At 66.6% G+C, this 23,227-nt stretch carries 15 protein-coding genes and 4 pseudogenes; 5 read left to right on the forward strand and 14 right to left on the reverse strand.

Annotation, left to right across the window (positions count from 1 at the left end):
• Positions 1–33: 33 nt before the first annotated feature.
• The 10 genes and pseudogenes from STRTUCAR8_RS25920 to txtE form a co-directional block, all read right to left on the reverse strand.
• Positions 34–921 carry a transketolase family protein gene (locus tag STRTUCAR8_RS25920; RefSeq protein ID WP_044472829.1) on the reverse strand — a complete coding sequence of 296 codons (888 nt, stop codon included), beginning with the start codon at positions 919–921 and terminating at the stop codon, positions 34–36.
• 71 nt (positions 922–992) lie between these two features.
• A complete protein-coding gene (locus tag STRTUCAR8_RS25925) occupies positions 993–1,883 on the reverse strand; it encodes a 4Fe-4S domain-containing protein (protein ID WP_006379290.1) in 891 nt (296 codons plus the stop codon).
• Between the two features lie 17 nt (positions 1,884–1,900).
• On the reverse strand, positions 1,901–3,103 hold the full coding sequence (locus STRTUCAR8_RS25930; protein WP_044472830.1) for a cytochrome P450: 1,203 nt from the start codon (positions 3,101–3,103) through the stop codon (positions 1,901–1,903).
• A gap of 184 nt (positions 3,104–3,287) precedes the next feature.
• Entirely contained in the window at positions 3,288–4,139 is an 852-nt protein-coding gene (locus tag STRTUCAR8_RS25935) for a methyltransferase domain-containing protein (RefSeq protein WP_006378713.1), read from the reverse strand.
• A gap of 51 nt (positions 4,140–4,190) precedes the next feature.
• On the reverse strand, positions 4,191–4,997 hold the full coding sequence (locus STRTUCAR8_RS25940) for an SAM-dependent methyltransferase (RefSeq protein WP_234372780.1): 807 nt from the start codon (positions 4,995–4,997) through the stop codon (positions 4,191–4,193).
• Between the two features lie 384 nt (positions 4,998–5,381).
• Positions 5,382–6,851 (reverse strand): MFS transporter, encoded by a 1,470-nt coding sequence (locus STRTUCAR8_RS25945; protein WP_006379059.1) that lies wholly within the window; start codon positions 6,849–6,851, stop codon positions 5,382–5,384.
• Between the two features lie 72 nt (positions 6,852–6,923).
• Positions 6,924–7,547: an LOG family protein gene (locus STRTUCAR8_RS55790; RefSeq protein ID WP_052350918.1), complete on the reverse strand. Its 624-nt coding sequence runs from the start codon at positions 7,545–7,547 to the stop codon at positions 6,924–6,926.
• Positions 7,548–7,595: 48 nt separating this feature from the next.
• Positions 7,596–8,369: pseudogene (locus STRTUCAR8_RS55795) on the reverse strand (transposase); the annotation flags it as partial.
• 290 nt (positions 8,370–8,659) lie between these two features.
• Entirely contained in the window at positions 8,660–9,862 is a 1,203-nt protein-coding gene (locus STRTUCAR8_RS25960) for a nitric oxide synthase oxygenase (protein WP_407705513.1), read from the reverse strand.
• A gap of 31 nt (positions 9,863–9,893) precedes the next feature.
• On the reverse strand, positions 9,894–11,114 hold the full coding sequence (txtE, locus tag STRTUCAR8_RS25965; RefSeq protein ID WP_006379043.1) for a 4-nitrotryptophan synthase: 1,221 nt from the start codon (positions 11,112–11,114) through the stop codon (positions 9,894–9,896).
• 678 nt (positions 11,115–11,792) lie between these two features.
• Between txtE and STRTUCAR8_RS25970 the strand changes: the two are divergent.
• The 3 genes and pseudogenes from STRTUCAR8_RS25970 to STRTUCAR8_RS25980 all read left to right on the forward strand — a co-directional run.
• Positions 11,793–12,104, forward strand: a pseudogene (locus tag STRTUCAR8_RS25970) (IS5/IS1182 family transposase); the annotation flags it as partial.
• Positions 12,101–12,298 (forward strand): hypothetical protein, encoded by a 198-nt coding sequence (locus tag STRTUCAR8_RS25975; protein WP_006378860.1) that lies wholly within the window; start codon positions 12,101–12,103, stop codon positions 12,296–12,298. The pseudogene STRTUCAR8_RS25970 and the gene STRTUCAR8_RS25975, both read left to right, overlap by 4 nt.
• Before the next feature lie 66 nt (positions 12,299–12,364).
• A complete protein-coding gene (locus tag STRTUCAR8_RS25980; RefSeq protein WP_006379256.1) occupies positions 12,365–13,129 on the forward strand; it encodes an IS5-like element ISStu1 family transposase in 765 nt (254 codons plus the stop codon).
• 113 nt (positions 13,130–13,242) lie between these two features.
• Here the strand turns inward: STRTUCAR8_RS25980 and STRTUCAR8_RS54505 are convergent.
• Positions 13,243–13,455, reverse strand: a pseudogene (locus STRTUCAR8_RS54505) (ISAzo13-like element transposase-related protein); the annotation flags it as partial.
• 166 nt (positions 13,456–13,621) lie between these two features.
• On the opposite strand from STRTUCAR8_RS54505, the gene STRTUCAR8_RS25990 reads away from it, so the two are divergent.
• Positions 13,622–14,845, forward strand: coding sequence for an IS701 family transposase (locus STRTUCAR8_RS25990; protein WP_006379007.1), 1,224 nt, complete (start codon positions 13,622–13,624; stop codon positions 14,843–14,845).
• A 351-nt stretch (positions 14,846–15,196) separates the two neighbouring features.
• On the opposite strand, the gene STRTUCAR8_RS25995 is transcribed toward STRTUCAR8_RS25990, so the two are convergent.
• The 3 genes and pseudogenes from STRTUCAR8_RS25995 to STRTUCAR8_RS55805 form a co-directional block, all read right to left on the reverse strand.
• Positions 15,197–16,144 carry a helix-turn-helix domain-containing protein gene (locus STRTUCAR8_RS25995; RefSeq protein ID WP_078507316.1) on the reverse strand — a complete coding sequence of 316 codons (948 nt, stop codon included), beginning with the start codon at positions 16,142–16,144 and terminating at the stop codon, positions 15,197–15,199.
• A 1,374-nt stretch (positions 16,145–17,518) separates the two neighbouring features.
• A complete protein-coding gene (locus STRTUCAR8_RS55800) occupies positions 17,519–17,902 on the reverse strand; it encodes a transposase (protein WP_407705516.1) in 384 nt (127 codons plus the stop codon).
• Positions 17,903–18,103: 201 nt separating this feature from the next.
• A pseudogene (locus STRTUCAR8_RS55805) lies at positions 18,104–18,596 on the reverse strand (IS110 family transposase); the annotation flags it as partial.
• 272 nt (positions 18,597–18,868) lie between these two features.
• Between STRTUCAR8_RS55805 and txtA the strand changes: the two are divergent.
• Positions 18,869–23,227: a thaxtomin non-ribosomal peptide synthetase TxtA gene (gene txtA / locus STRTUCAR8_RS26005; protein ID WP_006378967.1), complete on the forward strand. Its 4,359-nt coding sequence runs from the start codon at positions 18,869–18,871 to the stop codon at positions 23,225–23,227.

The following is a 23,227-nucleotide window of genomic DNA, read 5'->3' on the forward strand; positions in this document are numbered from 1 at the left end:
TTCTCCATACCCCTGCCTGTCTCACGCTTTCGTTCAGACGAGGAACGACCTGATCTGTTCGCCGAGGCTCCGGGCGTCAAGCCCATGGAGGCGGTCGTGGTCGTCGGGCGTGCCGTAGCGACGAGCCTCGACGTTCCTTCGGACTCCCAGGGAGAGGAGCCTGTGCGGCACGTTGACGAGCGTCGAGGACACCTCGTGTGCCGAGGTACCGGCCAGGTACGGCTCCACCAGAACGACATCGGGCCGGTGCCCGGCCAGCACCGAGGTCCGAAGCCCGGCGGAGTCGAACGGCCGGATCGTCGACGCGTACAGGATCGTCACGTCGAGCGTGGATGCCGCGGCCATCACCCTGTCCAGAGTGGGGCCGACGGAGAGAATCACTCCGCGGTCACCCTCCCTGACCACCTCGAACGACTCCGAGACGCTCCGGGGTTCTTTGTTCGCCTGGCTGGACAGCCGGACATACACGCGGTCGTCCCCGGGAAGCGAGCGGAGCAGCAGTTCGGCGGCTTCCTGGGGGTGCCCTGGTACATGTACGGTCCAGTTCGGCAGGGAGTCGAGCAGCGCGACGTCCTCGGGTGTGAAATGCGACCAGGAGAACTCGGTGATGTCGTAGGAGGCTCCCCAACTGGCCAGCACCGCGCCCACGTTCTGCTGGGCGAAGTTCAACTTGATCTGTTCGAAGGGGCGCTCCACGAGGAAGGAGGCGACCGTGTGGACCACGGGCCGTAGCCCGCACATCGCGAGACCACTGGCCACGCCCATCATGAGCTGTTCCCTGATACCGACGTTGATCACGCGGTCGGGATGCCTCTGCTTCGCCGTTTTGAAGAATTGGGTACCGATGTCGGCCAGCACCACGGCCGCGCGCGGATCGGTGTCCAACGCGTTCGCCATCGTGTCACCGAAGGCACTCCACATGTCTGGATAGGTTTTCTCTTCGCTGATTCCTGCCGGAGAAGGCACAGTGATCCGCTCCTCTTGAACGACGGCTAGCGGGTGACGGTGGCCACGACTACCAGCGGCTTTCCTGTGTGTTTCCGCGTCAGCGCGGTGAAGATCTCGTCATGGTTCTTGCCGTCGACCACGTCCGTCGCCCACCCTTCGCGGGCGAATCGCTTCTCGATTCCCCCGGGCCAGCCGTGGCTTGCCGTCCCGTTGTCCACCACGACGACAACGACCTGGTCCAACCCCATCCTCCCGGCGAGAACCATCGCCTCGTGATTGCTCCCCTCGTCGAACTCACCGTCCCCGATCAGTACGAAGACACTCGGGCCGCAGCGCCCTTGAATACGCCAGGCCAGTGCGACTCCGACGGCGATCGGAACGCCGTGACCGAGCGAACCGGACGAGAGGTCCACACCGGGCACAGTGACTCGGTCGGGAACGTAGCCGAGCGACGAGTCCCACGTTCCCCAGTTGTCCAACTGTTCCGGCCGTAGGAACCCCTTCGCGGTGAGCACCGCGTACTGGGCCATAGGGCCGGCGCCTTTGGAGTTGAAGAAACGATCACGTTCGTCGTCGTCCGTACGGTCCGGCGACACGTTGAGGACGCGGTCGTACAGCACCCACAGGACGTCCTTCGTGGACGACGACGAGAAGGCGTGGCGTTCGTCGCCGGTCATACGGGCGATGAGGCCGGGGAGATCGTCGTAGCCGAACGCCGTCGACGCCACCGTGCTCGGTTCGCTTCCCTCGCTGAGCCGGATCGCCGCCACCGGGCAGGCCAGGGCTGCCTCGCGGACGGCGGCGCGGCGCGACTGGTGCGGTTCGGTTTCGAGAGCCACGGTGACGCCGTTGGCACGCTGTTCGAAGACCTCCGGGGCGATCATCGCGCACTGGCCTGTGCCCAGGCATGTCGTCTCGTCGACCACGACCTTCATGGTGGATGGAGTCCCGGTCACCATGTCACCCGCAGCTTGTCCAGGCCGAACACCAGGCTGGAACCGCGGAACTCGATCTCCGCGGTGGGATCGGCGAGGGCCAGGCCGGGGAAGCGCCGCAGCAGGGCCGGCAGGGCGATACGCATCTTCATCCGGGCCAGCGCATGCCCGATGCAGAAGTGCACACCATGGCCGAAGGCGAGGTGACCGGCGGCTCCCCGGGCGATGTCGAGGGCGTCTGGACTTTCGACGAGGGCGCTGTCGCGGTTGGCCGCCGGTATCGACAGGATCAGGAACGACCCCGCCGGGATGGTCCGGCCTGCTATCTCCACCTCGGTCGTCGTCCTGCGGGGCAGCAGCGAGTGAGCGATGGACAGCCAGCGCAGCAGTTCCTCGACGGCGGCTTCCGCGAGGGCGGGATCATCCCGGACCAGGGCCAGTTGTTCCGGGTGCCGCAGCAGAGCCAGGGTGCTCAGGCCGATCATGTTCGACGTGGTCTCGTGCCCGGCAATCACCGACAGGCTCGCGATGCCGATCAGTTCGTCCGTGGTCAGCACGTCACCGTGCTGACGCACCAGCGACCCGAGCAGGTCGTCCTGCGGATCCGCCTGAGCCCGGGCGACCAGCTCGGCCATGTACTCCCGGTCCTCCCGCCGGGTCGCCTCACGCTGTGCCATGGGCAGCGTGAGGTCGAGCAGTCTGGCCGAGCGGTCCTGGAAGTCGGTGCGGTCGGAGTACGGCACCCCGAGCAGTTCGCAGAGGACCAGCGACGGCACGGGCAGCGCGAAGTGCGTCATTAGGTCGGCTGGCCTGCCCGCCGCCGCCAGGTCGTCCAGGCCCGCCTCGACGATCTCGATGATGCGCGGTTGCAGGCGGCGCAGCCGGTGCACCGTGAATTCGGGGGTGAGCAGACGGCGCAGCCGGGTGTGCTCCGGCGGGTCGAACCCGAGCAGGTTCCCGGCCCGCATCAACGTCAGTTCCTCCTCCGTCACATCACCTCCGCTGTCTATGCCGAACAGCGGCGAGCGCGCGTTGCTGAACCGGACCGGGTCGGCGAGTACCTCTCGTACGTCCTCGTAACGGCACACGAGGTACGCGGGCGCCCCGAACAGCGTCTCCACCCGCACGACCCCGTCCGTGTCGCGCACCCGTGCCAACTGCGCGATCGGGTCCAGCCCGTCCCGCCGCATCTCCAGCGACAACTCCGGCGCTTCGGCCATCGTCTGTCCACCTCTTTCCCTCGGTCCTTGGCAGAATCTGCTGTCCGTGCCGAACTCGTCCATACCGTGGCGGCCTCGTCGGCTGCCCTGCGGCCCGCCAGGTGACGGGCCGGACCCGGTCGGTCGTACGTCAGGCCGGGTCCGGCCCGCTCCTCCTGGCTCGCCGAGGCGGCGAGGGGCCTGGCTAGACGCGTTCGCTGGCGATGACCAGATAGTCGATGCTCTGTTCGCGGAATCCCCGCAGGAACGGCGCTTCGACACCGGTGCGCAGCTCGGAGTGCTCGCGCAGTTCCCAGTACGGGATGGCTTCCTCGGTGTGGTCCCGCACGTGGTAGGGGACCAGACCGTTGGCAGCCAGGGCCTCGAAGTAGGTACTGCGCTTGTGCATGCCGCACAGGTAGTGCTCGTCGATCTCGCGCGACGCCTCCGAGCGTGGGTGCACCGCGTCGTGCCTGCTCCAGGTCACGGCGACGTAGCGTCCGCCCGGGCGCAGCAGCCGGGAGAACTCGGCGAACGCCTTGTGGATGTCCACGCACATGGTGGTCTCGTTCGACACGATGAAGTCGAAGGTCCCGTCCTCGAACGGGGTCTGCATCATGTTGGTGAAGTGGAACTGGACGCGGTTGGCGACGCCACGCTCACGGGCCAGGTTCTGGGTGAAATCCACGTGGTGAGCGCAGTAGTTCACCCCGTCGACCCGGCAGCCGAACTTGTCCGCGATCACGAAGGAGGTGCCACCGCGCCCCGATCCGGCGTCCATGACGCGGGCCGTGGACGGCACCTCGCCCAGTGCGTCAAGGACCAGACCCGTCTCCAGGGTCTCCATCCGGTGGAGTTCCCTCTGAATCTGTTCCTCCCGGCGTCCGGCCGGCGCGTCGAGAACCGCGTGGTCGTAGTCACCGATGCCGTAGTGGTGGTGGTAGAGGCCGTCTTCGGATCCCAGCAGGAGGTTGATGTCGTCCGTCTGTTTGGCGTCCCAGTAGCCCCGCTGCTCCGCGTCGTGCTCACCGAGGGTGACGGTGTCCATGTTCGGCATGCGTGAGTTCCTCCATGGTGGTTTCGGTGTGAACTGAGTGGTGGCGTGGGATCAGATCCGCTCGGCCGCGACGACCATGTAGTTCAGGCTTCCGTCGCGGTAGCCCTCCAGGAAGGGCTCCTCGACTCCCGTGCGCAGGGCGCTGAGGTTGCGGAGCTCCCAGTACGGCATGGCTTCCCGCGTGTACCGCTCGACCCGGTAGGGGGTCAGGCCGTGGGCTGCGAACGCCTGGAAGTAGGTGCCGCGCCGGTGCATGTTGCACACGTAGTGCTTGTCGATGCTCCGGGTCGCCTCGGAACGCGGGTCGACCGCCTCGTCTCGGCACCAAGTGGTCATGACGTAGCGTCCACCGGGGCGCAGCAGCCTGGAGAACTCTCGCATCGCCTCGAAGGCGTCGGCGTACATCGTGGTCTCGTTGGAGACGACGAAATCGAACGAGCCGTCCTCGAAAGGTGTCTGCAGCATGTTGCCCAGGTGGAAGCGGACGCGGTCGTCCCAGCCTCGCTTGCGCGCCAGCCCCTCGGCGAACTCGACGTGATGCTCGCAGAAGTTGACCCCCTCGACACGGTGACCGAGTTCGCGGGCGATGGTGAACGCGGTTCCGCCGCGGCCCGAGCCGGCGTCCATTCCCCGAGAGTCGGCCGGCAGCGTACCCAGGGCGTCGAGGATCAGCCTGATCTGATCGCTCTCCATGCGGTGCAGTTCACGCAAGATCGCCTCCTCCCGGTGCTCGGGCGGGGTGTCCAGGACCGACCGGTCGAAGTCGCCGATGGCGTAGTGGTGATGGTAGAGATCGTCCTCGGCGCCGAGCAGCAGATTGATCTCGTCGGCCGTCTTGGCGTCCCAATGGGATTTCAATTCGCGTTCGTATTCGTTCCGGGCATGATTTCCGGTCGTGATGGTCATTGCCACATCCGTTTCTCCGTGGCGATTTTCGCCATACTGAAGGGAGGGGGGGCAGGTTTCGACATATTCTTCCACAGAAGCCCGTTGCCGATATCAAGGAATCTACTCGCACCCCGTGCGGCAAGAGAAGTAGCTGTGTGCGATTCGGCACGCATCGACAACAAAGTGCGCACCGAATGCAACAAATTCGAACCTCGTTACGGTTCACGATCCAAGAGAGAGTTTCATGCTGTTCGGCAACCCTTTACGGAATATTTATAGCGTGCTGCCATATTTTTGGCAGCACGCTCATGAGCCGTAGCAGGCAATGTCGGGCCGTGTGAGCCCGGCGGTGGGTCAGGCCTTTTGGACGGTCTCCGCCGTGGAGTCGTTCTCCCTAGCCTCCCGCGTCGGCGTTCCGCGTCCGCGCAAGGCCAGGGTGGCGGCGAGGATGGCGGCCAGGACGACTCCAGACGTGGTCAGCCAGCCGAGCCGGAAACCGTCGGTGAGCGCCTCACGTACCGCCACGCCGTCCTGAATCCGCCGGCCGGTCCGCCAGGCGGCAAGGGACGCCAGCACGGCGAGTCCGAGGGCGCCGCCGACCTGTTGCGACATGTTGACCAGACCACCGGCCAGGCCCGCCCGTCGCGGTTCGACGCCGGAAACGGCGAGGACGATCAGCGCCACGAAACCGAAACCACCGCCCACAGAGACGAGAACGGCCGGGCCAAGGACGTCTCTCACGAAGGAGCCGTCGGCAGACACGAGTGAGAACCACCCGAAGCCCAGTGCGGCGGCACCCATGCCGACGAGCAGCACCCCGAGCGTCCCGAGCCGAGGGAGGCAGCGTGACGCCAGCTGGGAGAAGAGGATCTGGCCCAGTGCCAGCGGCAGGAGTGACAGCCCGGCCTCGAAGGAGCCGTAGCCGAGGACCTGCTGGGCATAGAGAGTCACGAAGAAGTTGGTGGCCACGACGCCGGCCGTGAAGACCAGGATCATTCCGTTGGCCGTACTCAGAGAGCGTGACCGGAACATTTCGAAGTGGACCAACGGCGTGGGCACGCGCAGTTCGACGACGACGAAGACTCCCAGCAGGACCACCGCGGCCACCACCGCGGCCTGGGCCGCGCCCGACGTCGGGCCGTGTTCGCCGAACTGCACCAGCCCGAGGATCAGCGCGGACAACCCGGCGGTCACGGCCACCGAACCGAACACATCGAATTCCCGCAGTCGGGGCGCGAGTCGGCCTGAGGGTTCGGTGATCAGTCTGAGACCGATCAGGGCACCGGCCAGAGTCAGGGGTACGTTGACCCAGAAGACCCACTGCCAGCCGAGGCTGTCGGTGAGTGCCCCACCGAGCACCACGCCGGTCGCACCGCCCGCGCCCGCCACGGCGTTCCAGATTCCCATGGCCCTGTTGCGCTCCGCGTCCACCTGGAACGTCAGGGCCACCAGGGACAGTGAGGCCGGCGACAGCAGTGCGCCACCGAGACCCTGCACCGCGCGGGCCGCTACGAGTTCACCGCTGTTCGCCGCGAGACCGCAGGCCATCGATGCCAAGCCGAAGACCGTCAAGCCGATGAGGAACATCCGTCGCCGTCCGAAAAGGTCCGCTGCCCGCCCGCCGAGGAGCAGGAAGCCGCCGAAGGTCAGCATGTAGGCGTCGACGACCCAGGTGAGACTCTCACCCGAGAAGCGCAGCGACGTCTGGATCGACGGCAGGGCGACGTTGACGATGGTAATGTCCAGAACCACGACGAACTGTGCCATCGCGAGGAGGGCGAACGTCGGCCGGCGCCGACCGGCCAGCGGGCGTGCAACGCTCATGTGGAGCCTCCGATTGCAGTCTCGACAGCTGAACGGCGGATACTCCCCTGGCTCTACGGGCGACAAGGACGCTCACGCGTCCGCGGTGTCAATTCCGCCCGGGATGCCGACATGCCGGAGCACTTCGAAGACCTGCTCGACCCGTTCGCAGACGATGACGCGGCGAGCGGTGTCGGAGTCGATGAAGCCTTCACGGACGGCATGCTCGATGAACGCGAGCAGAGGACGGTAGTAGCCGTGGATGTCGAGGAGTACGCAGGGCTTGTCGTGCAGGCGTAGGTGGGACCAGGTGAGAACTTCGAAGAACTCCTCCGCGGTGCCCACGCCGCCGGGGAGGGCGACGAAGGCGTCGCCGAGTTCGGCCATCATGGCTTTGCGCCGGTGCATGTCGGGCACGACGTGTAGTTCCGTCAGCCCCGGGTGTGCTGCTTCGGGGACGACGCTCAGGTACTGCGGAATGACTCCGACGACGACGCCACCCGCCCCCAGCGCCGCGTCGGCGAGGGTGCCCATGAGTCCTACCGTGGCACCGCCGTAGACAAGGCGGAGGCCGTTTCGCGCGATGGCGCTGCCCAGTTCGGCGGCTGCCCGCGTATGGATGCCGGCAAGGCCGGGTGTCGCTCCGCAGAAGACGGTGACGCACTTCAATGGTCGGCCCCTCCGTAGGTTCCCTGTGGTCGGAAAACGCTGGCTCATGCCGCGATACGCGCCGCGACGTCCGTGCCGGCATCGCAGGTCATGCAGGCTGGCGCGGATGAGGTGGACCACGCAGGTCTGCACGACGGCATGGGGCCAGACGGTGTTCACCGCGTCGGGCGGGGCGCTCAGCCCGTCGCCGACCAGCATGAGCACGTCGCGGACGCCTCTGTTCTTGATCTCGGTCAGGACGGTCTGCCAGTACTTGGCGCCCTCGCCGCCGTTGCCGGCCCACAGTCCGAGAATCTCGCGGTAGCCGTCCGCGGTGACCGCTACGGCCACGTAGACCGGCCGGTTGGCGACGTGACCGTCCCTGATCTTGACGTGCACTGCGTCGATGAAGGCGACCGGATCGAGCGGGCGCGGGCGCCCATTCCGCCATCGATTCCTGGGCCTTGTCGGTGATCGTGGAGATGATCTCCTTCGTGGTCACCACCCCGTCCGCCTGAGCGAGGTGGAGACGATCTCGCCGGTGCGGCGGGCGTGCACGGGCAGCAGCCGGGGCCGGAAGGTGCCCAGCCTGTCTCTGGGGACCTGCACCGTCACGGCGCCGACCTCCGTCATGACCTTCTTGGCCCGGTACCCGTTGCGCATATTGCCGCCCGAGCGGGACCCGCGCCCGCCGATCCGGCCGGCCTCCGCGGCGAGGTGCTCGTCCATCTCGGCCTCCAGGGCGGCCTGCATCAGATGCTGGGCCAGTTCGGGCAGCAGCCCGCCCTCGCCCATCAGCCTCAGCCCTTCGCCGCCATGGACCTTCTCGGCCGCGAGCGCGGCCAGCTCCTCCAGCAATTCGCTGGACAGACCGTTCTCAGACACCGGCATCGACTTCACGTCGGCACCCTGGACACTGCCGTCGGCCACGGCAAGCGACACGCGGTCCACGGCCTCAATCAGGTGACCTGTCGTCGCATTCATCAGATGACTCCTTCGGGAAGGATCACACCTAATTCATGACACTCCATCACGGTAAGGACACGCAGGCTCTGGCCTTGAGGGCCGACGACAGTCAAACCTGCGGCCCTTCCCCACCTCGTTATCCTCGATGAGCTCGACAGTGCCGCTGGCGCCTCCAGCAGATGCTGCGGGGCGGGTTTGTGGACGCCTCATGGGCCTCACTGATGAGGGTAAAAGTTGGGGCGCTGGTCGGCGTTGTCGTAGTAGCGGTGGAAGACGGGGGTGATGCCGCTGGAAAGCGGAGGGACGATCCAGCTCCAGTCCGCGGGTACGGTGCGGCCCTGGCGTTCCTCCTTGGTCAGGTGGGCGAGGAAGCGCCGGGACTCCTCGTGGTGGTCACTGATCCGGACGCCTGCGGCCGCGAAAGAGTGCAAGACGGCAACGTTGAGTTCGACCAGAGCGCGGTCACGCCACAGGGTGGACTCGCTGGTGGTGTCCAACTGGAGGCAGGCGGCCACGGCGGGGAGCAGGTTGTAGCGGGCCTCGTCGACGAGGTTACGGACGCCGATCTCCGTGCCCATGTACCAGCCGTTGAACGGGGCGAGGGGGTAGTCCACCCCGCCGATACGCAGGCGCATGTTGGAGATAACGGGTACGGCGTGCCAGCGCAGGCAGAGTTCGGCCAGTCGTGGGACGTCGGGGTGGGTGATAGGGACCTCCAGGACAACCTCCCGCGGCAGCTCGAAGAACCGCGGTTTGTCGTCGTGGGCGTCGATGACCAGGGGCAGGACGTCGAACGGCCCTTGGCGGCCTCCCTGCCATCCGAGGCCGCGGATGGCCTCGGTGAGGTCGGCAGATCGCGGGTCGCCGAGTACGGTGCCGTCGTCGCGACGGTGGCCGGCGTACCGGACGAGTTGCTCGTTCCACACCCGCGGGCCGGGTCGGCTGGGTGCGTCCGGGGCGAAGACCGAAATCACCGGCCTGATACGCCCACCGTTGGTCGCCTGGCGCAGGTGCGTGCAAAGGTGCCGGTGGATTACCTCGGGGGCTGTGGTGTCCCGGCGGTCCAGGACGCGCAGGCTGTTCCAGTACAGGCGGCCGATACAGCGACTGGAGTTGCGCCACGCGACACGGGCACCGAACACGAGCTCGGCGGTGGTATGACGGTAGGTGCCCGTGGCGTCGATGGCAGCGCGAACCTGGTCCAGGCGCCGAGTGAGCGGGACGGCCTGGTCGGACTGCTCCGCGTGAAACTGGCGCAGGAACTCCTCGGCCTCGTCTGGATCGGCGACGCCGCAGTCCTGCGACGTCGCCGGTTCCGCCGACGGGACGGGACTGAGGGGCGAATCGTGCGCCAGCGCCGGGCACGCTGTCGGGGACGGGGCGGGCAAGGAAGGGCCCAGGGCGACTTCGAAAGTCACGATTCCTCGCAGGGGTAGAGCGCCAGCCTCGTCAGCGGAGGCTGAGCGGCAGTGAGCGGAGAGAGCGGAACTCGAGGTTCTCGTTCCAGATCGGCTGGCCCGACGGCCGGACGCCCGGGAAGCGGCCCAGCAGGGCTACGTAGAACCACTTCAACTGCAGGGAAACGATCTGCGCGGCGAGACAGGCGTGCACCCCCTGGCCGAACGACAGGTGCCGACCACTGTTGGGACGGCCGAGGTCGAAATCGTGCGGCCTCTCGAACATGTCGGGGTCCCGGTTGGCCGCGCCCAGGAACAGGGCGACGGCCTGCCCTGCCTTGATCTGTACGCCGCCCATGTCGACGTCCGTGGCCGCGACGCGCCATGTGAACTGGTTTGAGGCGTTGTAGCGGAGGACCTCGTTGGCCGTATTGTCCACACATGCCTGGTCCGCCAGGAAGCGTTCGATCTGCTGCGGGTTGCGGGCGAACGCGAGCATGCCGCTACTGAGGGAGCCCGGCGTCGTGGGTGCGAACAACGCGATGAACACCAGCGCCAGTTGATGCACGGTTTGTTCCGGCGTGGTCTCGGTCAGACCATCCTGGGCGGCCGCCAGGCGGGCGATGACGGTGTCCGGTAGGACCTTACCCCGCATGCCCCGGAGGAGTTCGAAGGCGTACGTGTGTAGGTCGGTGAGCTGTTCCATAACTGTCCCCTGGGTCACCGGCTGGTCTTTCGGACCGGAGTGGTACGTCATGATCGTCTCCACGCGCGGAATGAGGAATCCGAGGTCCTCCTCGGGGACTCCGAAGGCGTGCACGGCAGCGCGTAGGGGGAGTTGGGCAGCCAGGGCGGGGACGGCGTCGATCTCGGTGGCACCGGCCGGGATTGAAGCGACCAGGTCGTGCGCGGCCTTCTGGATGACCTGGTCGTAGTGCTGGTGCGCGGAACGGGTGAAGCCCGCGTGGACGGACCGGCGCAGAGCGTCGTGGAGCGGCGGGTCCGTATACATCACCACGTTCTTGGTCCAGCGGTGGAAGATGCTCTCCGGCGGCAGTGGCTGCCCGGGGAACTTCGCGGCCAGCACTTCTGTCCCCCGGTCGGCGGTGAACTGGGGATCCTTCAGCCCGGCGGCGCACTCTGCGTACGGCAGTACCGCCCAGGCATTCAGGCGCTCGACCCAGTGGATGGGGTCGCGCCGGACCAGGTCGGCGTAGACGGGGTAGGGGTCGGCCACGATGGACGGGTCCGCGAGTGGCGAGAGGGCGGTCACGGGAGCTCCTTGGGGTAGTCGAAAAGGAATGCGGAGGCGGGGGGCGCGGCAGGGATTCCAGAAAGCGCAGGAGGCGAGCATCTCGATCCCGTGGTCGTCAGCCGCAGCGCATAGGTGCTGACAAGGCGGCAACGCGACATCGCCGGGCGGGCTCTCCAGCGACAGACGAGCCTGACCACGGGGCGGAGGAAGCCTGTGGCGAGCGGCGACGATTTATAGGTGAAGCAGCCGACAGGGGACCACGCTCACCCGGGTTGCCTGTCCTGGTGACGCAGCCGCCGTAGTACCGGAATTCTCTCTACTGAAGGTCACGCGTTGGCACGCCTTCATCATGGATAGGCGTGCCCCGTGAAATCTTGTCGATCGACGACCGATACCTAGCTGTTGGATGCCAGTTCTGCTACCGGTACTGCGGTTGAACTCGCAGCGAGGCTGCGCCATGCTCGTTTTCGCAGTTCAGCGGAGCTCCCGGAACACCGCGAGGCGTGGCAAATTAACCCGAACCGGACGGCATCTGACTACGCGAAACCCTGTCGTACGGCCGGCCCGACCCGCCGTCAGCCCACGCCGCCGCCGAATGCAACGAACAACCTTACGCCTCTTTCGGTACCTCCTCGGGCAGGATGCCCGGGCGGGGCTGGGGCCAGGGGCCGTTGCGTGATCGAGCACGCCGCCATAACCGTCAGCAAAGCCCTGGTCGACCAGGGCTTCAAGGATCAGGTCGTCGCACGCGGCGTCGGCCTGAGAATTGACGTCGAGATAGTCGCACGCAACCCGCAGGTCAAGGGGTTCGTGCCGCAGCCGAAGCGGTGGAGGGTCGAGCAGACCTACGGGATCCTGATACTGCACCGGCGCTTGGTCTGCGACTACGAGCACAGTCCCTCCTCTTCCGCCTCCCGCGTCTACTGGGCGATGACCCACGTCATGACCCGACGCCTCACCGGCGCGCGCGCCACCGCCTGTGCCGCGGCGCAGGCGGTGGCAGTGTGAACATCCGGCCCCTGCTCGATGCCCTGGACCTCCAGGAAGACGCTGCCCGGGCCCTGGCCGACAACCTCCGCGCACAGATCGACGGCCTGCAGACCCGGTTACGGGAGGCCGAGACGCACCTGGAGCACCTCACGATCACCCGCAAGACCGTGAGCCTTTTTCAACCTCTCGCGTCGGCTGGGCAGTTGGCCTGACAAACAGGTGAAGCCCCTGGTAGATGGGTTTTCGACCAAGAGAACCGTCTCCACCAGAGGCTTCGCATGCTTGTCTACCCGTCCGGCGTCAACGTGTCCAGCTCTACCCTCCGCTTCCTCGCCACCCGCCTGAGAGAACGTCGGCGCTCTCTCGGCACGCGGTGGCGGCGTCTGAATGCGGGCCGACAGGCCCTGCTCACCCTCGCCCACCTCCGCAACGGCCAGCCCTACGCGCAGCTCGCAGCCGGTTTCGGGATCGGCACCACCACCGCCTACCGGTACATCGCGGAGGCTGTCGAGCTCCTGGCGGCCCTCGCCCCCACGCTCGCCGAAGCAGTACGGGCCGCGTCGACGAAGGCGTACCTGATCCTCGACGGGACGCTTCTGCCGATCGACCGGATCGCTGCCGACCGCCCCTTCTATTCAGGAAAACACAAGAAGCACGGCATGAACGTGCAGGTCATAGCCGATCCGAAGGGCCGTCTCCTGTGGGCTTCACCGGCCCTGGCCGGTGCCGTCCATGACGTGCGGGCCGCCCGCGAGCACGGCATCATCGACGCTCTCGCCGAGGCCGGCATCAACTGCTGGGCAGACAAGGGATACCAGGGCGCAGGCGGCACGGTCCGTGTCCCTTACCGAGGCCGATGGGACAGCCTCTCCGCCGGCCAGCAGGCCGTCAACCGGTCCCATGCGAAGGTCCGGGCACTGGTCGAACAAGCCATCGCCACCCTCAAATCCTGGCGGCTCCTGCGTAAGCTCCGCTGCTCGACGACCCGGATCACGAGCCTCGTCCAAGCCGTCCTCACCCTCCATCTGGCCAGCTCAGACTGAGGATGGAAAAGGCTCACTGTGTGGCGCCACTTCTTCCTCGTTTCCTTGTTCAGGACAACCCTATTGGGTGCCTGTCCGGAAACTTCGTGGCCCCTCATCAAGCAACGGCATTGTGTGCCCGGCGGCAGGTGGCACACGCTGATCTCCAGACCCGTCTCGGTGGCCAGTACGGCGAGGTTGGCCTTCCAGGCCCGGGCGCGGGAGCTGTTCGAGCCGCCGCCGTCCGCGGTGATCAGAAGTCTGCGCGCGTCGGGGTAGGCCGCCCTGCCTTCCTCCGTCCACCAGCGGTGCAGGGCCGCGACCGCGAACGCGGCGGGATCCTCCTCCAGCTCGGCCAGTCCGCGGGAGACGCAACCCTTGGAGACTCCGGCCGCCTTCGCGACGGCGGCGATCCCGCCGTGACCGAGTATCCGGGCCTCCGCCCCGTACAACAGGTACTACAGCCGTGACTCGTGTCCGTGTCCGGTGGCCGTGTGATGCGTTGACCTGTCCGTGAGTACGGAGCGGGCTGTAAAAGTCTGGGCGGGCTGGTTCGATGACTTCTTCGCCTCTTTGGCGGGTGTCTTCGGGCGGGTCGAGCCGCGGCGGATGGCGATGGCCTATGTGAAGGCTCTGGTGGCGCCGGTCGAGCGCAAGAACGGGTGGCAGATCGCCGAGCACGTCGGGCACCCGAGTCCGGACCGGGTCCAGTGGTTTCTGGCCCGCTCGACATGGTGCGCGGATCAACTCCGTGACGCCCTGCGGTCGTTCGTTGTCCAGTTCCTGGCCCGGCCGGACGGGGTGCTGGTACTGGACGAGACGGCGTTCTTGCAGAAGGGCCGGATGTCGGCCGGGGAGGCCCCGCAGTACGCCGGGATCACCGGCCAGATCGAGAACTGCCAGGTCGCGGTGTTCTGCGCGTACGCCACCGACACCGGACGCGGGCTGATCGACCGCGAGTTGTACCTGCCCGCCGCCTGGTGCGCCAACGCCGACCGCTGCCGCACCCAGCACATTCCCCGAGCGCGCGCGAAGGCGGTGGTGACCAAACCGGAACTGGGCCGGCGCATGGTCGAGCGGTGCCGCCGGGCCAAAGTGCCCTTCGGCTGGGTGGCCGCCGACAGCGCCTACGGCCAGGACCGCAAACTCCGTGCCGCACTCGAACGCCGCCGCATCCCCTATGTGATGGCCGTCCCGGTGGACGAGACGGTGTCCACCCATGGCACCGGGCCTTGGCGCGAGGACAAGCTGGCCGCTGGTATCCCGCTGATCTTCGAACGCCGCTCCTGCGGCGTGGGCGCCAAGGGCCTGCGCTCCTACGACTGGGCACTGGCCGACGTCACCTGGCCCGGCGGCGCCGAAGGCGGCCCCCGGCGCGGCCATGTCCACTTGCTGCGGGTCAGGCGCTCGATCTCCGACCCCGGCCAGGTCGCCTACTTCGCCGTGCACGCCAAAGCCGGCACCCCGATCGGCGAGATCGTCCGCGTGATGGGGCTGCGCTGGTCCATCGAAGACTGTTTTGAGACCGCGAAGTCCGACTGCGGCCTGGACCACTACGAGGTCCGCACCTGGGACGCCTGGCACCGCCACATCACCCTTTCGATGGCGGCCCTCGCCTTCCTCACGATCACTGACACCCGCAGCCGCCACCTCCAGGAACCCGACGAGCACGACCTATTGCCCGCACCGGTCCCGGCGCCCGAAAAGGGGGCCCGTCGGGCCGCGTTGAAAAGCTGATCCGGCTACACCGCCGAGGAGATCCGCCGCCTGCTCAACCGGCTCGTATGGGCCACCACACAGCCACCACCGGCGATCGTGATCATCCAGTCACGCTGGCGCCGAACCCACCAAGCACGCGCACAACGCTGCCACTACGCCACCCGCGACAAACGAGATCGCGAGTCACGGCTGTAGTACAGGCGGCGCTGACGCTCGTTGAGGTGCGGCGCCACTGCTTCCAGCTTCGCCCGTAACGGGCCGATCAACTCATCGAAACGTCCCATACCACATCAACGATCCGAAATCCTGGAAGCAACCCGGAGATAATCGACGCCCCCCCCGGCCAGTCGCCGCCACGCCCTCGCCATTTCAGGTGGGGCAGTACTGCTTCCGATAGGCACGGGGAGACATTCCGTAGGCTGAGCTGAAGTTTTTACTCAGCATCGCGGCATCCAACATCCCCCAGTCCGCCGCCAATTCGTTGATCTTTCGGTGCCTCAGGCTCGGATTCCTTAGGTCGCATGCGAAACGCTCCAGGCGACGGCGTTTGACGTAGCTCATGCTACTTTCCCCGATCGATTCGAAAATGCGATGCAACTGACGCACCGATATATTATGTTCGGCCGCGAAGGTCGCCGGGCTGATCTCAGGATCAGCCAATTGCCGGTCGATCGACTCCTGAACGGCGATCAGAAGTGGGTCGAATCCCCCAGAGTGTTGCTTGCCGAGCTCGATATATGCGGTTCTCATCGCCGAGGCCGCTAGGATGCGCACGACCTCTCTCATACCAGGGGGTAGAATAAAATCGGTTTTCATCATCTCTGCAGCCAGGGCATTCAAGGATGAAAGAAGAAATCCGGATCCGGGATCTTTGGTAAGATTTACCACGCCGAAAGTTCCCCGAGGCGACATCGGGAGCCCGTCCTTCGCCGCCTCGATGAAACGCAGCACGAGGAATCGCGCCGCAACCGGCACATAGATCGAAAATGGAACACTGCCGTCGTTCATGGCCAGCATCCCCGCGCCGATCTCCGAATTTTCCTTGCCATGCGTGATACATGCAAGGCCCGACAGTGCACATACGACTGTCCGCTGTGGCAAAGTCGCCTCCGAACTTACTGCCTCGAACTCAATGATGGCTTTACCAGAATCTACGGCTGTCGCCTGGATTTCGCACGCCTCGAAATATTTTACCTGAATGCCTGAGCTCGATAAGAGACGGTACTTTGCGTTCGGCACGTTGTTCGGGAATCGAGTAAAGGTGGAATTCTCCCCCTCCTCGACTGCGAGCGCGACAAACAGTTCAGGAACAATCATGTCGAGACCCTCCGCAGGTAACGAATCCGGCCGCCCACCTGCCATATTTGCTTGAAATTTCAATCTTTAGGTCATTCGGGTCCGCCATCGAGAGCGAGAAAACCCTGTTGGCAACCTGCCTGTGGGCGAAATACCGGACGCAGATCAGATGTGATGACACTCCGCTGCGAACGTCTTCGTCTCGAGCGCGCGGACACTTGGATCGGATTTCGGCGGCCTACTCATCACCTCAGCACGCCACAGAAACATTCCCGTATGCCGCAGTCGGCCTCTCCGGAAACAGCACAGAGGGGGGAATGCCGTCTCTGTGATCGGGTTTCCGGATCAGCCTGAGGGGAACTTCTCATCGGGTTTTCCATACTCGTCACGAGCGCACGACCGACCGCAACTAGACAGATGCCGTGCGTGTCGTCGCGTGCTGGCAAAATTTGACTCCACCGTTGCCCACCAGGAGGGGTACTGCGCCGTACGTGAGAGCACCGTGGGAGCGCTCCCGTATTGACCATGCACTGCGGTTGGCAGCCCAGTCAAGTACCTCATGATTGACTTTTCTTCTTCATTGACCGAACCTTCCATTCGTTGACCAAATAAGCGGAGAGCGCCCCTGAACTGCAACGATGGAATTTGTCTAGACCGCACCTCGCGAATCTGCAGAGTCACCGTCAGCCCTCTGACGATGACTCATGAACAATCAAGGTAGCCGGAGTCTGTGTGGCCAACTCCCCGGGGTATGACCAGGGACATTGTCCTGTCGGGCGGTGCGTAAGCTTCGGCGGGATTGGTGGCGGATCCATATGCCCTACTCATTGGACTCGGCTGCCGGCTTTGCCCTGCCAACTGCCCACCCAACCGCACTTACGCGCCACGCTGGAGGGTGCATTTTGAGACAGCGGCCCGCCGGGCAGGCGGAGTCGTCGAGCGCAAGCGCCGCCGATTCGGAAGTCGCAGGCAGCTCCTGTTTTCCCCTGGTCGCGGGAGGCCACTATCCCCGTTTGTTAGCCGAACTCTTTCGGTTGCGGCGAGGCGGCAGGAGCCGTACGTGGATTACCGTCTCACCGTTGCCAAAGAGGAAGCTTGGCGTCCAGATGCAACGACGCGGTCACTGATCGACAAGACTGCACCACGGAAACAGCCCCATGATGCTTATGTTCCAACGTACGAGAACCATTCACGGGGGGGACCTCTATGTCTTTCTTCTTTCGTCAAGCGAGACGTGGGGTTCTGGGTTCGTAGAAGGTGCCGTCGCGGAGCATCGCGAACAGCACGCTGATCCGCTGTCGGGCGAGGCGAAAGAGGGGCCTGGGTATGGGATTTTCCGCGGTCGTAGTAGGTGCGGAAGGCGGGATCGTGCAGGGCGGCGAACGCGGACAGGAACTATGCGCGCTTGAGTTGCCGGTTGCCGATTCTGGGCGTGCGTTCGCCGTGGATCGAGGTTCCCGACGACCTTGTTGTCGGGGCGAGGCCGGCGTAAGAGGCCAGGTTAGCGGTGTTGGGGAACCTGCTGCCGCCGCCGACGGTGACCAGCAAGGTGGCGGCGGTCCTGACCGCGACCCCCGGCATCGAGGTCAGGACCGGGAAAAGAGGGTGAGTCTCCAGCGACTGCCCGATCTGCGCTTCCAGAGCTCGTCGCCGTTCGTGGACGGCCGCGAACGATCGGGCCAGCGACGGGATCACAACATCGAGGGTGCCGGTGCCCGGGACCACGACGGTCTGCTCGTCGAGCGTGTCGAAGACCTCGTCTTCCAACCGCTGGGCCATGCGCGGAACCTTGGGCCGGATCACCTCAACCAGCTTGCAGCGCCCGGCTTTCCGCAGGGCGGCCGGGAAGCCGTAGCGTTCCCGCAGCCAGGTCACGGCCTGATGGCCCAGACGCGGCCCGAGGACGCGCTCCAGGCTGCGGTGGAACTGGGTGAGCAGGCCGCGTATCCGGTTGGAGGTACGGGTGGCCTCGGCCGCCAGGTCCTGGTCGAAGTCCACCAGCACGGTCAGTTCGGCGGTGATCTCGTCGGTCAGTTCCAACGAGCGCAGGGTGTGCGGCATCGTCCGGGCGGCGTCCGCGACCACTGCGGCGTCCTTCGCGTCGGTCTTCACCTCGCCCGGGTAGAGATCGGCGATCCGCCGCATCGCCAGGTCGGGCAATTAGGCGACCTTGGCCCGCGTCCCGGGCGACCGTCAGGGGCAGGGCGCCGATGGAGGCGGGCTCGTTCACGATCACCAGGACGGTCCCGACCTTCGCGGCCAGCTTGCCGAAGACCGCCCGCAACTTGGGCTCGCTGTTAGGCAGCTGTTTGTCGAAGACCTTCTTGCCGGCCGGCGTGAGCCCGTGCCCGTGATGGGCGTTCTTGCCGACGTCCAGGCCACGGACGACGCCCACGTCGTCGATGTCGTACAAGCCGTCCTCCCGAACGGGATTCAGGAGGTGCTGGCCAGGGCTTCGGCATCGTGCGCGCATCCACGTTATGTAGGCCTGCCGCCCGCGAACGGCCGGGCATGGTGCCCGGCCAGGCGGTAGTCGGACCTCTCATCAGCGTCTCCAACGGCGCCTCTCGGGCCCGGTGGCCCCCTCGGTCATCCCTTTGACAGGGGGAACAGCCACGCCGGGCCTGGAGGCCAGCAGTCCTCTTGCAGGACCGCGAAAAACATAACGGGAATTCCCGGTGCCATGAAACCTGCTTTACCGGGATGAACGGTACATCCGAGGACGACAGAGAGGAACGGATTCCCGTGTCACACCTGACGGGTGGAGATCGACCTGAGGGAGCGCTCGCCACGACGTGGCCGAGTCTCCTCGAAGCGTGGGCGGCCGACACACCTGACGCCATCGCGCTTGTCACTGCGGACACGGCACTCACGTACGCGCAGTTCAATGCCCGTGCGAACCGGCTTGCCCGTTGGCTGAAACACCTCGGCGCCGGACCGGAGCGGTCGGTCGGGCTGGTGCTGGGCAGGTCCGCAGACTTCTTCCTGTGCGCGACTGCCGTGCTCAAGTGCGGGGCGGCGTACCTTCCGCTGGATCCGAGCTACCCCATGGAGCGGCTGTCCTTCATGACCCGGGACGCGGCACCCGTTGCGCTGGTGACGACATCGGACGTCCCGGGCGAACTCCTGGACCAGCTGTCCACCCGACGCCTCGTGTCGCTGGACGATGAGGTAGCCGAGGACGCATTGCGCCGTCTGCCGGACCACGACATGGAGGACGGGGAACGCCTGGAGCCACTGCGCCCTGCGAGTCCCGCCTACATCATCTACACCTCCGGGTCCACGGGGATCCCAAAGGGAGTCGTCGTCACCCACCAGGGCGTCGCGAGCCTGATCGCGACCCAGCGTCGTCGCCTCGCCGTCACCGGCGTCTCACGCGTGCTCGCCTTCTCGTCCCCGAGTTTCGACGCCAGTTTCTGGGAGATGTCGATGGCGCTACTCACCGGAGCCGCGCTCGTGGTCGGCAGGCCGGGACGGCTGCTGCCTGACACCGAACTGGCCGCGCTGATCGCGGACCAGGGAGTTACCCATCTCACTCTCCCGCCCTCAGTCGCGGGTTCGCTGGATCCCGGCATGTTGCCTCCGGGTGTGACGCTGGTCGTCGCGGGCGAAGCATGCCCGGCAGCTCTCGTACAGCGCTGGCGCCCGCACCGGACGATGGTGAACGCCTACGGCCCTACCGAGTCCACCGTCTGTGCCACCATGAGCGATCCGCTGGCCGACGACATGGCGCCGCCGGTCGGCCGGGCAGTGGACGGCACCCGGATCCATGTCCTCGACGATCGCCTCGCACCTGTTGTGTCGGGAGCGGTTGGCGAGATCTTCATCGCGGGGCACAGCCTGGCCCGCGGGTACCTCAAGCGGCCGGGTCTGACCGCTCAGCGGTTCGTGGCGGACCCCTTCGGCCCGGCCGGCAGCCGTATGTACCGCAGCGGTGACCTCGGCCGCTGGACCCGTTCAGGAGAGCTGGAGTTCGTCGGCAGGGCGGACGACCAGGTCAAGGTACGCGGCTTCCGTATCGAGCCGGGTGAGATCGAATCCGTCCTCGCCGGGTGCCGCGGGGTCCGGCAAGCCGCCGTCGTCGTGCGCGAGGACCGGCCGGGAGAGCCGTACCTCGCCGCCTACGTCGTACCCGAGAACGAGGCCGCCGACGAGACGGCCGAGGAAGAACTGGACGGTCGACTCGCCGCCTGGCGACGGCTTTACGACGATCTGTACGACCGGGCAGACACCCCCGACTTCGGCGAGGACTTCTCTGGCTGGGTGAGCAGTTACGGTGGGCGGCCGATCGAGGGGATGCGAGAGTGGCGTGCGCAGACCGTGCAGCAGATCCGCGAACTGGCTCCGCGCCGTGTACTGGAGATCGGCTGCGGTTCCGGTCTGCTGCTCTCGCAGCTGGCGGGCGACTGCGAGAGCTACTGGGGCACCGACATCTCTGGGGCTCTGATCGAGCGGCTGCGCGGGCAGGTCGCTGAGCGCCCTGGCCTCGCAGACCGGGTCGTCCTGCACCGGCTCTCCGCCCATGAGCTGGGGGGTCTGCCCCGCAGTGGCTTCGACACCGTCGTGCTCAACTCCGTTATCCAGTACTTTCCTTCGGGCGACTACCTGTTCGACGTACTGCGTGAGGTGTCTGGGCTCCTTGCACCCGGGGGGGCGGTGTTCCTCGGTGACGTCCGCAACCTTCGTTTGTTGCGCACCTTCCACACTGGGGGGCTGCTGGCGTCGGCCTCGCCCGCCGACATTCCGGAGACGGTGTGCGCGGCTATCGACCGGGCCATGGCACAGGAGAGGGAACTGCTCGTGGACCCGGAGTTCTTCGCGACGGTCGTCGGCGCGCTGCCTGGCATGACGCTGGAGTCGTGCACGCTCAAACGGGGCGGTTATGACAACGAACTCAGCCGCTATCGCTACGAGGTGGTGCTGCGCAAGCACGCCGGGCCCGCGGACGACCCGGGGCCGGTCGTGCGGCTGCCGTGGGACGGCGGGACGGCGAGCCTGGCCGGCGTCGCCGATTGGCTGCGCCGTGGGAAACCAGAGCGGGTGTGCGTCACCGGAATACCGAACGGCCGGGTGGCCGGCGAGCATGCCGCGACACTCGCGCTGTTCGACCGGCGCCCCCTGCCCGAGGTGTTGTCCCTGGGGCAGGTTCCGGCTGGTGTGGCACCGGAGGACCTGCGCCAGCTGGGCGCGGAACTGGGCTACCGGGTCGACTGCGCATGGTCGTCCGAGAACGACGCCTTGATCGACGCCTCCTTCACCCTCGCCGGAACGCTCGTGCCGCGTCCCGCCCCCCGGACCGACGCTAAGCCGGACGACTTCTCCCCGGCCAGGTTCACCAACAGGCCGGCGTTCGCCCGCCCTGACTCCCGGACGATGGCCTCACTTCCCGGGCAGGTGGCGGCGCAGCTGCCAGCCTTCATGGTCCCCGAGGTCTTCGTCCCGCTCGACAGGCTGCCGGTCACGGTGAATGGAAAACTCGACCGCGCCGCCCTGCCCCGGCCGCAGCGCGCCGCCCCTGCCGCGGGACGTCCGCCCAAGACCGCCCGCGAGGAGGTACTCGCGGCGATCTTCGCCGACGTACTCGCGACCGCCGACGTCACAGCCGACAGCGACTTCTTCGCCACCGGCGGCAACTCCCTGCTGGCCACCCGCCTCGCCGCCGAGGTCCGGCACCGCCTGGACACCGAGATGCCGCTGTCGTGGCTGTTCGAGTCGCCCACCGTCGAGGCGCTCGCCGCCCGCTTCGACGCAGAGGACGAGGCTAGGCCGGTGCCCGTGCCGGGCGAGTACGCCTCCGGCAGCACGGCACCGTTGTCGGCCCAACAACTGCAGATGTGGGACGAGTACCGCCAAAGCCTGCACAGGGACATGTTCAATGTACCGCTGTCGCTGCGGCTGACTGGTGCCGTCGACGCTGAGGCACTGCGCGCCGCCTTGGCCGACGTCGTCACCCGGCACGTTCCGCTGCGCACGCTCGTCCGGGACGACGGTAGCGGTCCGTGCGCGGTGATCACGGAAGCCACCGCGGACGACATCCCCTGGACGCAGACCAGGACGACACCCAAGCGGCTGCCCGAGGATCTCGCGCACGCCGCCCGCCGCCACTTCGACCTCGAAACCGAGATCCCGCTGCGGGCCGCACACTTCACGCTCGGCCCGAACGAGTCCGTACTGCTGCTGGTCATGCATCACATCGCCGCCGACGGCTGGTCCTTCGGCCCCCTGCAGGAGGACCTGGTGCGCGCCTACCGCTCCAGGACCGAGGGACACGCACCACAGTGGGAGCCGCTGTCCCTCGGCTACCTCGATTACGTCGCCTGGCAGCGCCGACTCCTCGGCTCCCCGGACGACCCGAGCGATGTCGCGCTGCGCCAGGCCGAGTACTGGAGGAAGACACTGCACGGTGCCGACGACAGGCCGGTCCTGGAGACCGACAGCCCGGCGCCGTCCCGGCAGGACTTCGCCGGTAGGTCCCTCGACCTTCCACTCGAAGTCGGCGGCCACCGGGTGCTGACAGCCGCGGCTCGTGAACACGGTGTCACCGTCTTCATGATCCTGCACGCGGCGCTCGTCGCAATGCTCGCCCGAAAGGGGGCGGGAGGAGACATCACCGTCACGACCGCGGTGGCTGGCCGGACCGACACCCAGTTCGAACCGCTCGTGGGCCTCTTCGCCAACACCCTGGCCCTGCGCATCGACACGTCGGGCAACCCCACTTTCCGTGAACTTCTGTACCGGGTCCGCGTGACCGATCTCGCTGCCTACGCCCATCAGGACCTGCTCTTCGAGCACCTGGCCGACATGCCATCGCCGCAGGTGTCACTCGTCCTGCGCACGGTCGCGGCCCCGCCCTCCGACCTGCCTGGCCTCACTCTCGCTCCCGGCCCACGACCCGCGAGCGAATCCGCCCGCTATCCGGTGCTGTGGACCGTGGAGCACCTGGCCTCCACCGCCGACAGCGGGACGCTGCGCAGCCACATCCAGTACCAGAGCGGGCTGCTGCGCGACGACACGGTCGCCCGGATCGCCCAGCGGTACGAAGTCGTGCTGTCCCTGTTGCTGAAGGATCCGGACCTCCGCGTCCAAGACCTCCCACCGCAGTGA

It is taken from the genome of Streptomyces turgidiscabies Car8, assembly GCF_000331005.1.
Lineage (GTDB): Bacteria > Actinomycetota > Actinomycetes > Streptomycetales > Streptomycetaceae > Streptomyces > Streptomyces turgidiscabies.

Bases quoted from the DNA above. Each gene is read 5' to 3' on its own strand.
- STRTUCAR8_RS25920 (WP_044472829.1), bottom strand. From the start codon at position 921: ATGTGGAGTGCCTTCGGTGACACGATGGCGAACGCGTTGGACACCGAT.
- STRTUCAR8_RS25925 (WP_006379290.1), bottom strand. From the start codon at position 1,883: ATGAAGGTCGTGGTCGACGAGACGACATGCCTGGGCACAGGCCAGTGC.
- STRTUCAR8_RS25930 (WP_044472830.1), bottom strand. From the start codon at position 3,103: ATGGCCGAAGCGCCGGAGTTGTCGCTGGAGATGCGGCGGGACGGGCTG.
- STRTUCAR8_RS25935 (WP_006378713.1), bottom strand. From the start codon at position 4,139: ATGCCGAACATGGACACCGTCACCCTCGGTGAGCACGACGCGGAGCAG.
- STRTUCAR8_RS25945 (WP_006379059.1), bottom strand. From the start codon at position 6,851: ATGAGCGTTGCACGCCCGCTGGCCGGTCGGCGCCGGCCGACGTTCGCC.
- STRTUCAR8_RS55790 (WP_052350918.1), bottom strand. From the start codon at position 7,547: ATGAGCCAGCGTTTTCCGACCACAGGGAACCTACGGAGGGGCCGACCA.
- STRTUCAR8_RS25980 (WP_006379256.1), top strand. From the start codon at position 12,365: ATGCTTGTCTACCCGTCCGGCGTCAACGTGTCCAGCTCTACCCTCCGC.
- STRTUCAR8_RS25995 (WP_078507316.1), bottom strand. From the start codon at position 16,144: ATGATTGTTCCTGAACTGTTTGTCGCGCTCGCAGTCGAGGAGGGGGAG.
- STRTUCAR8_RS55800 (WP_407705516.1), bottom strand. From the start codon at position 17,902: ATGGCCCAGCGGTTGGAAGACGAGGTCTTCGACACGCTCGACGAGCAG.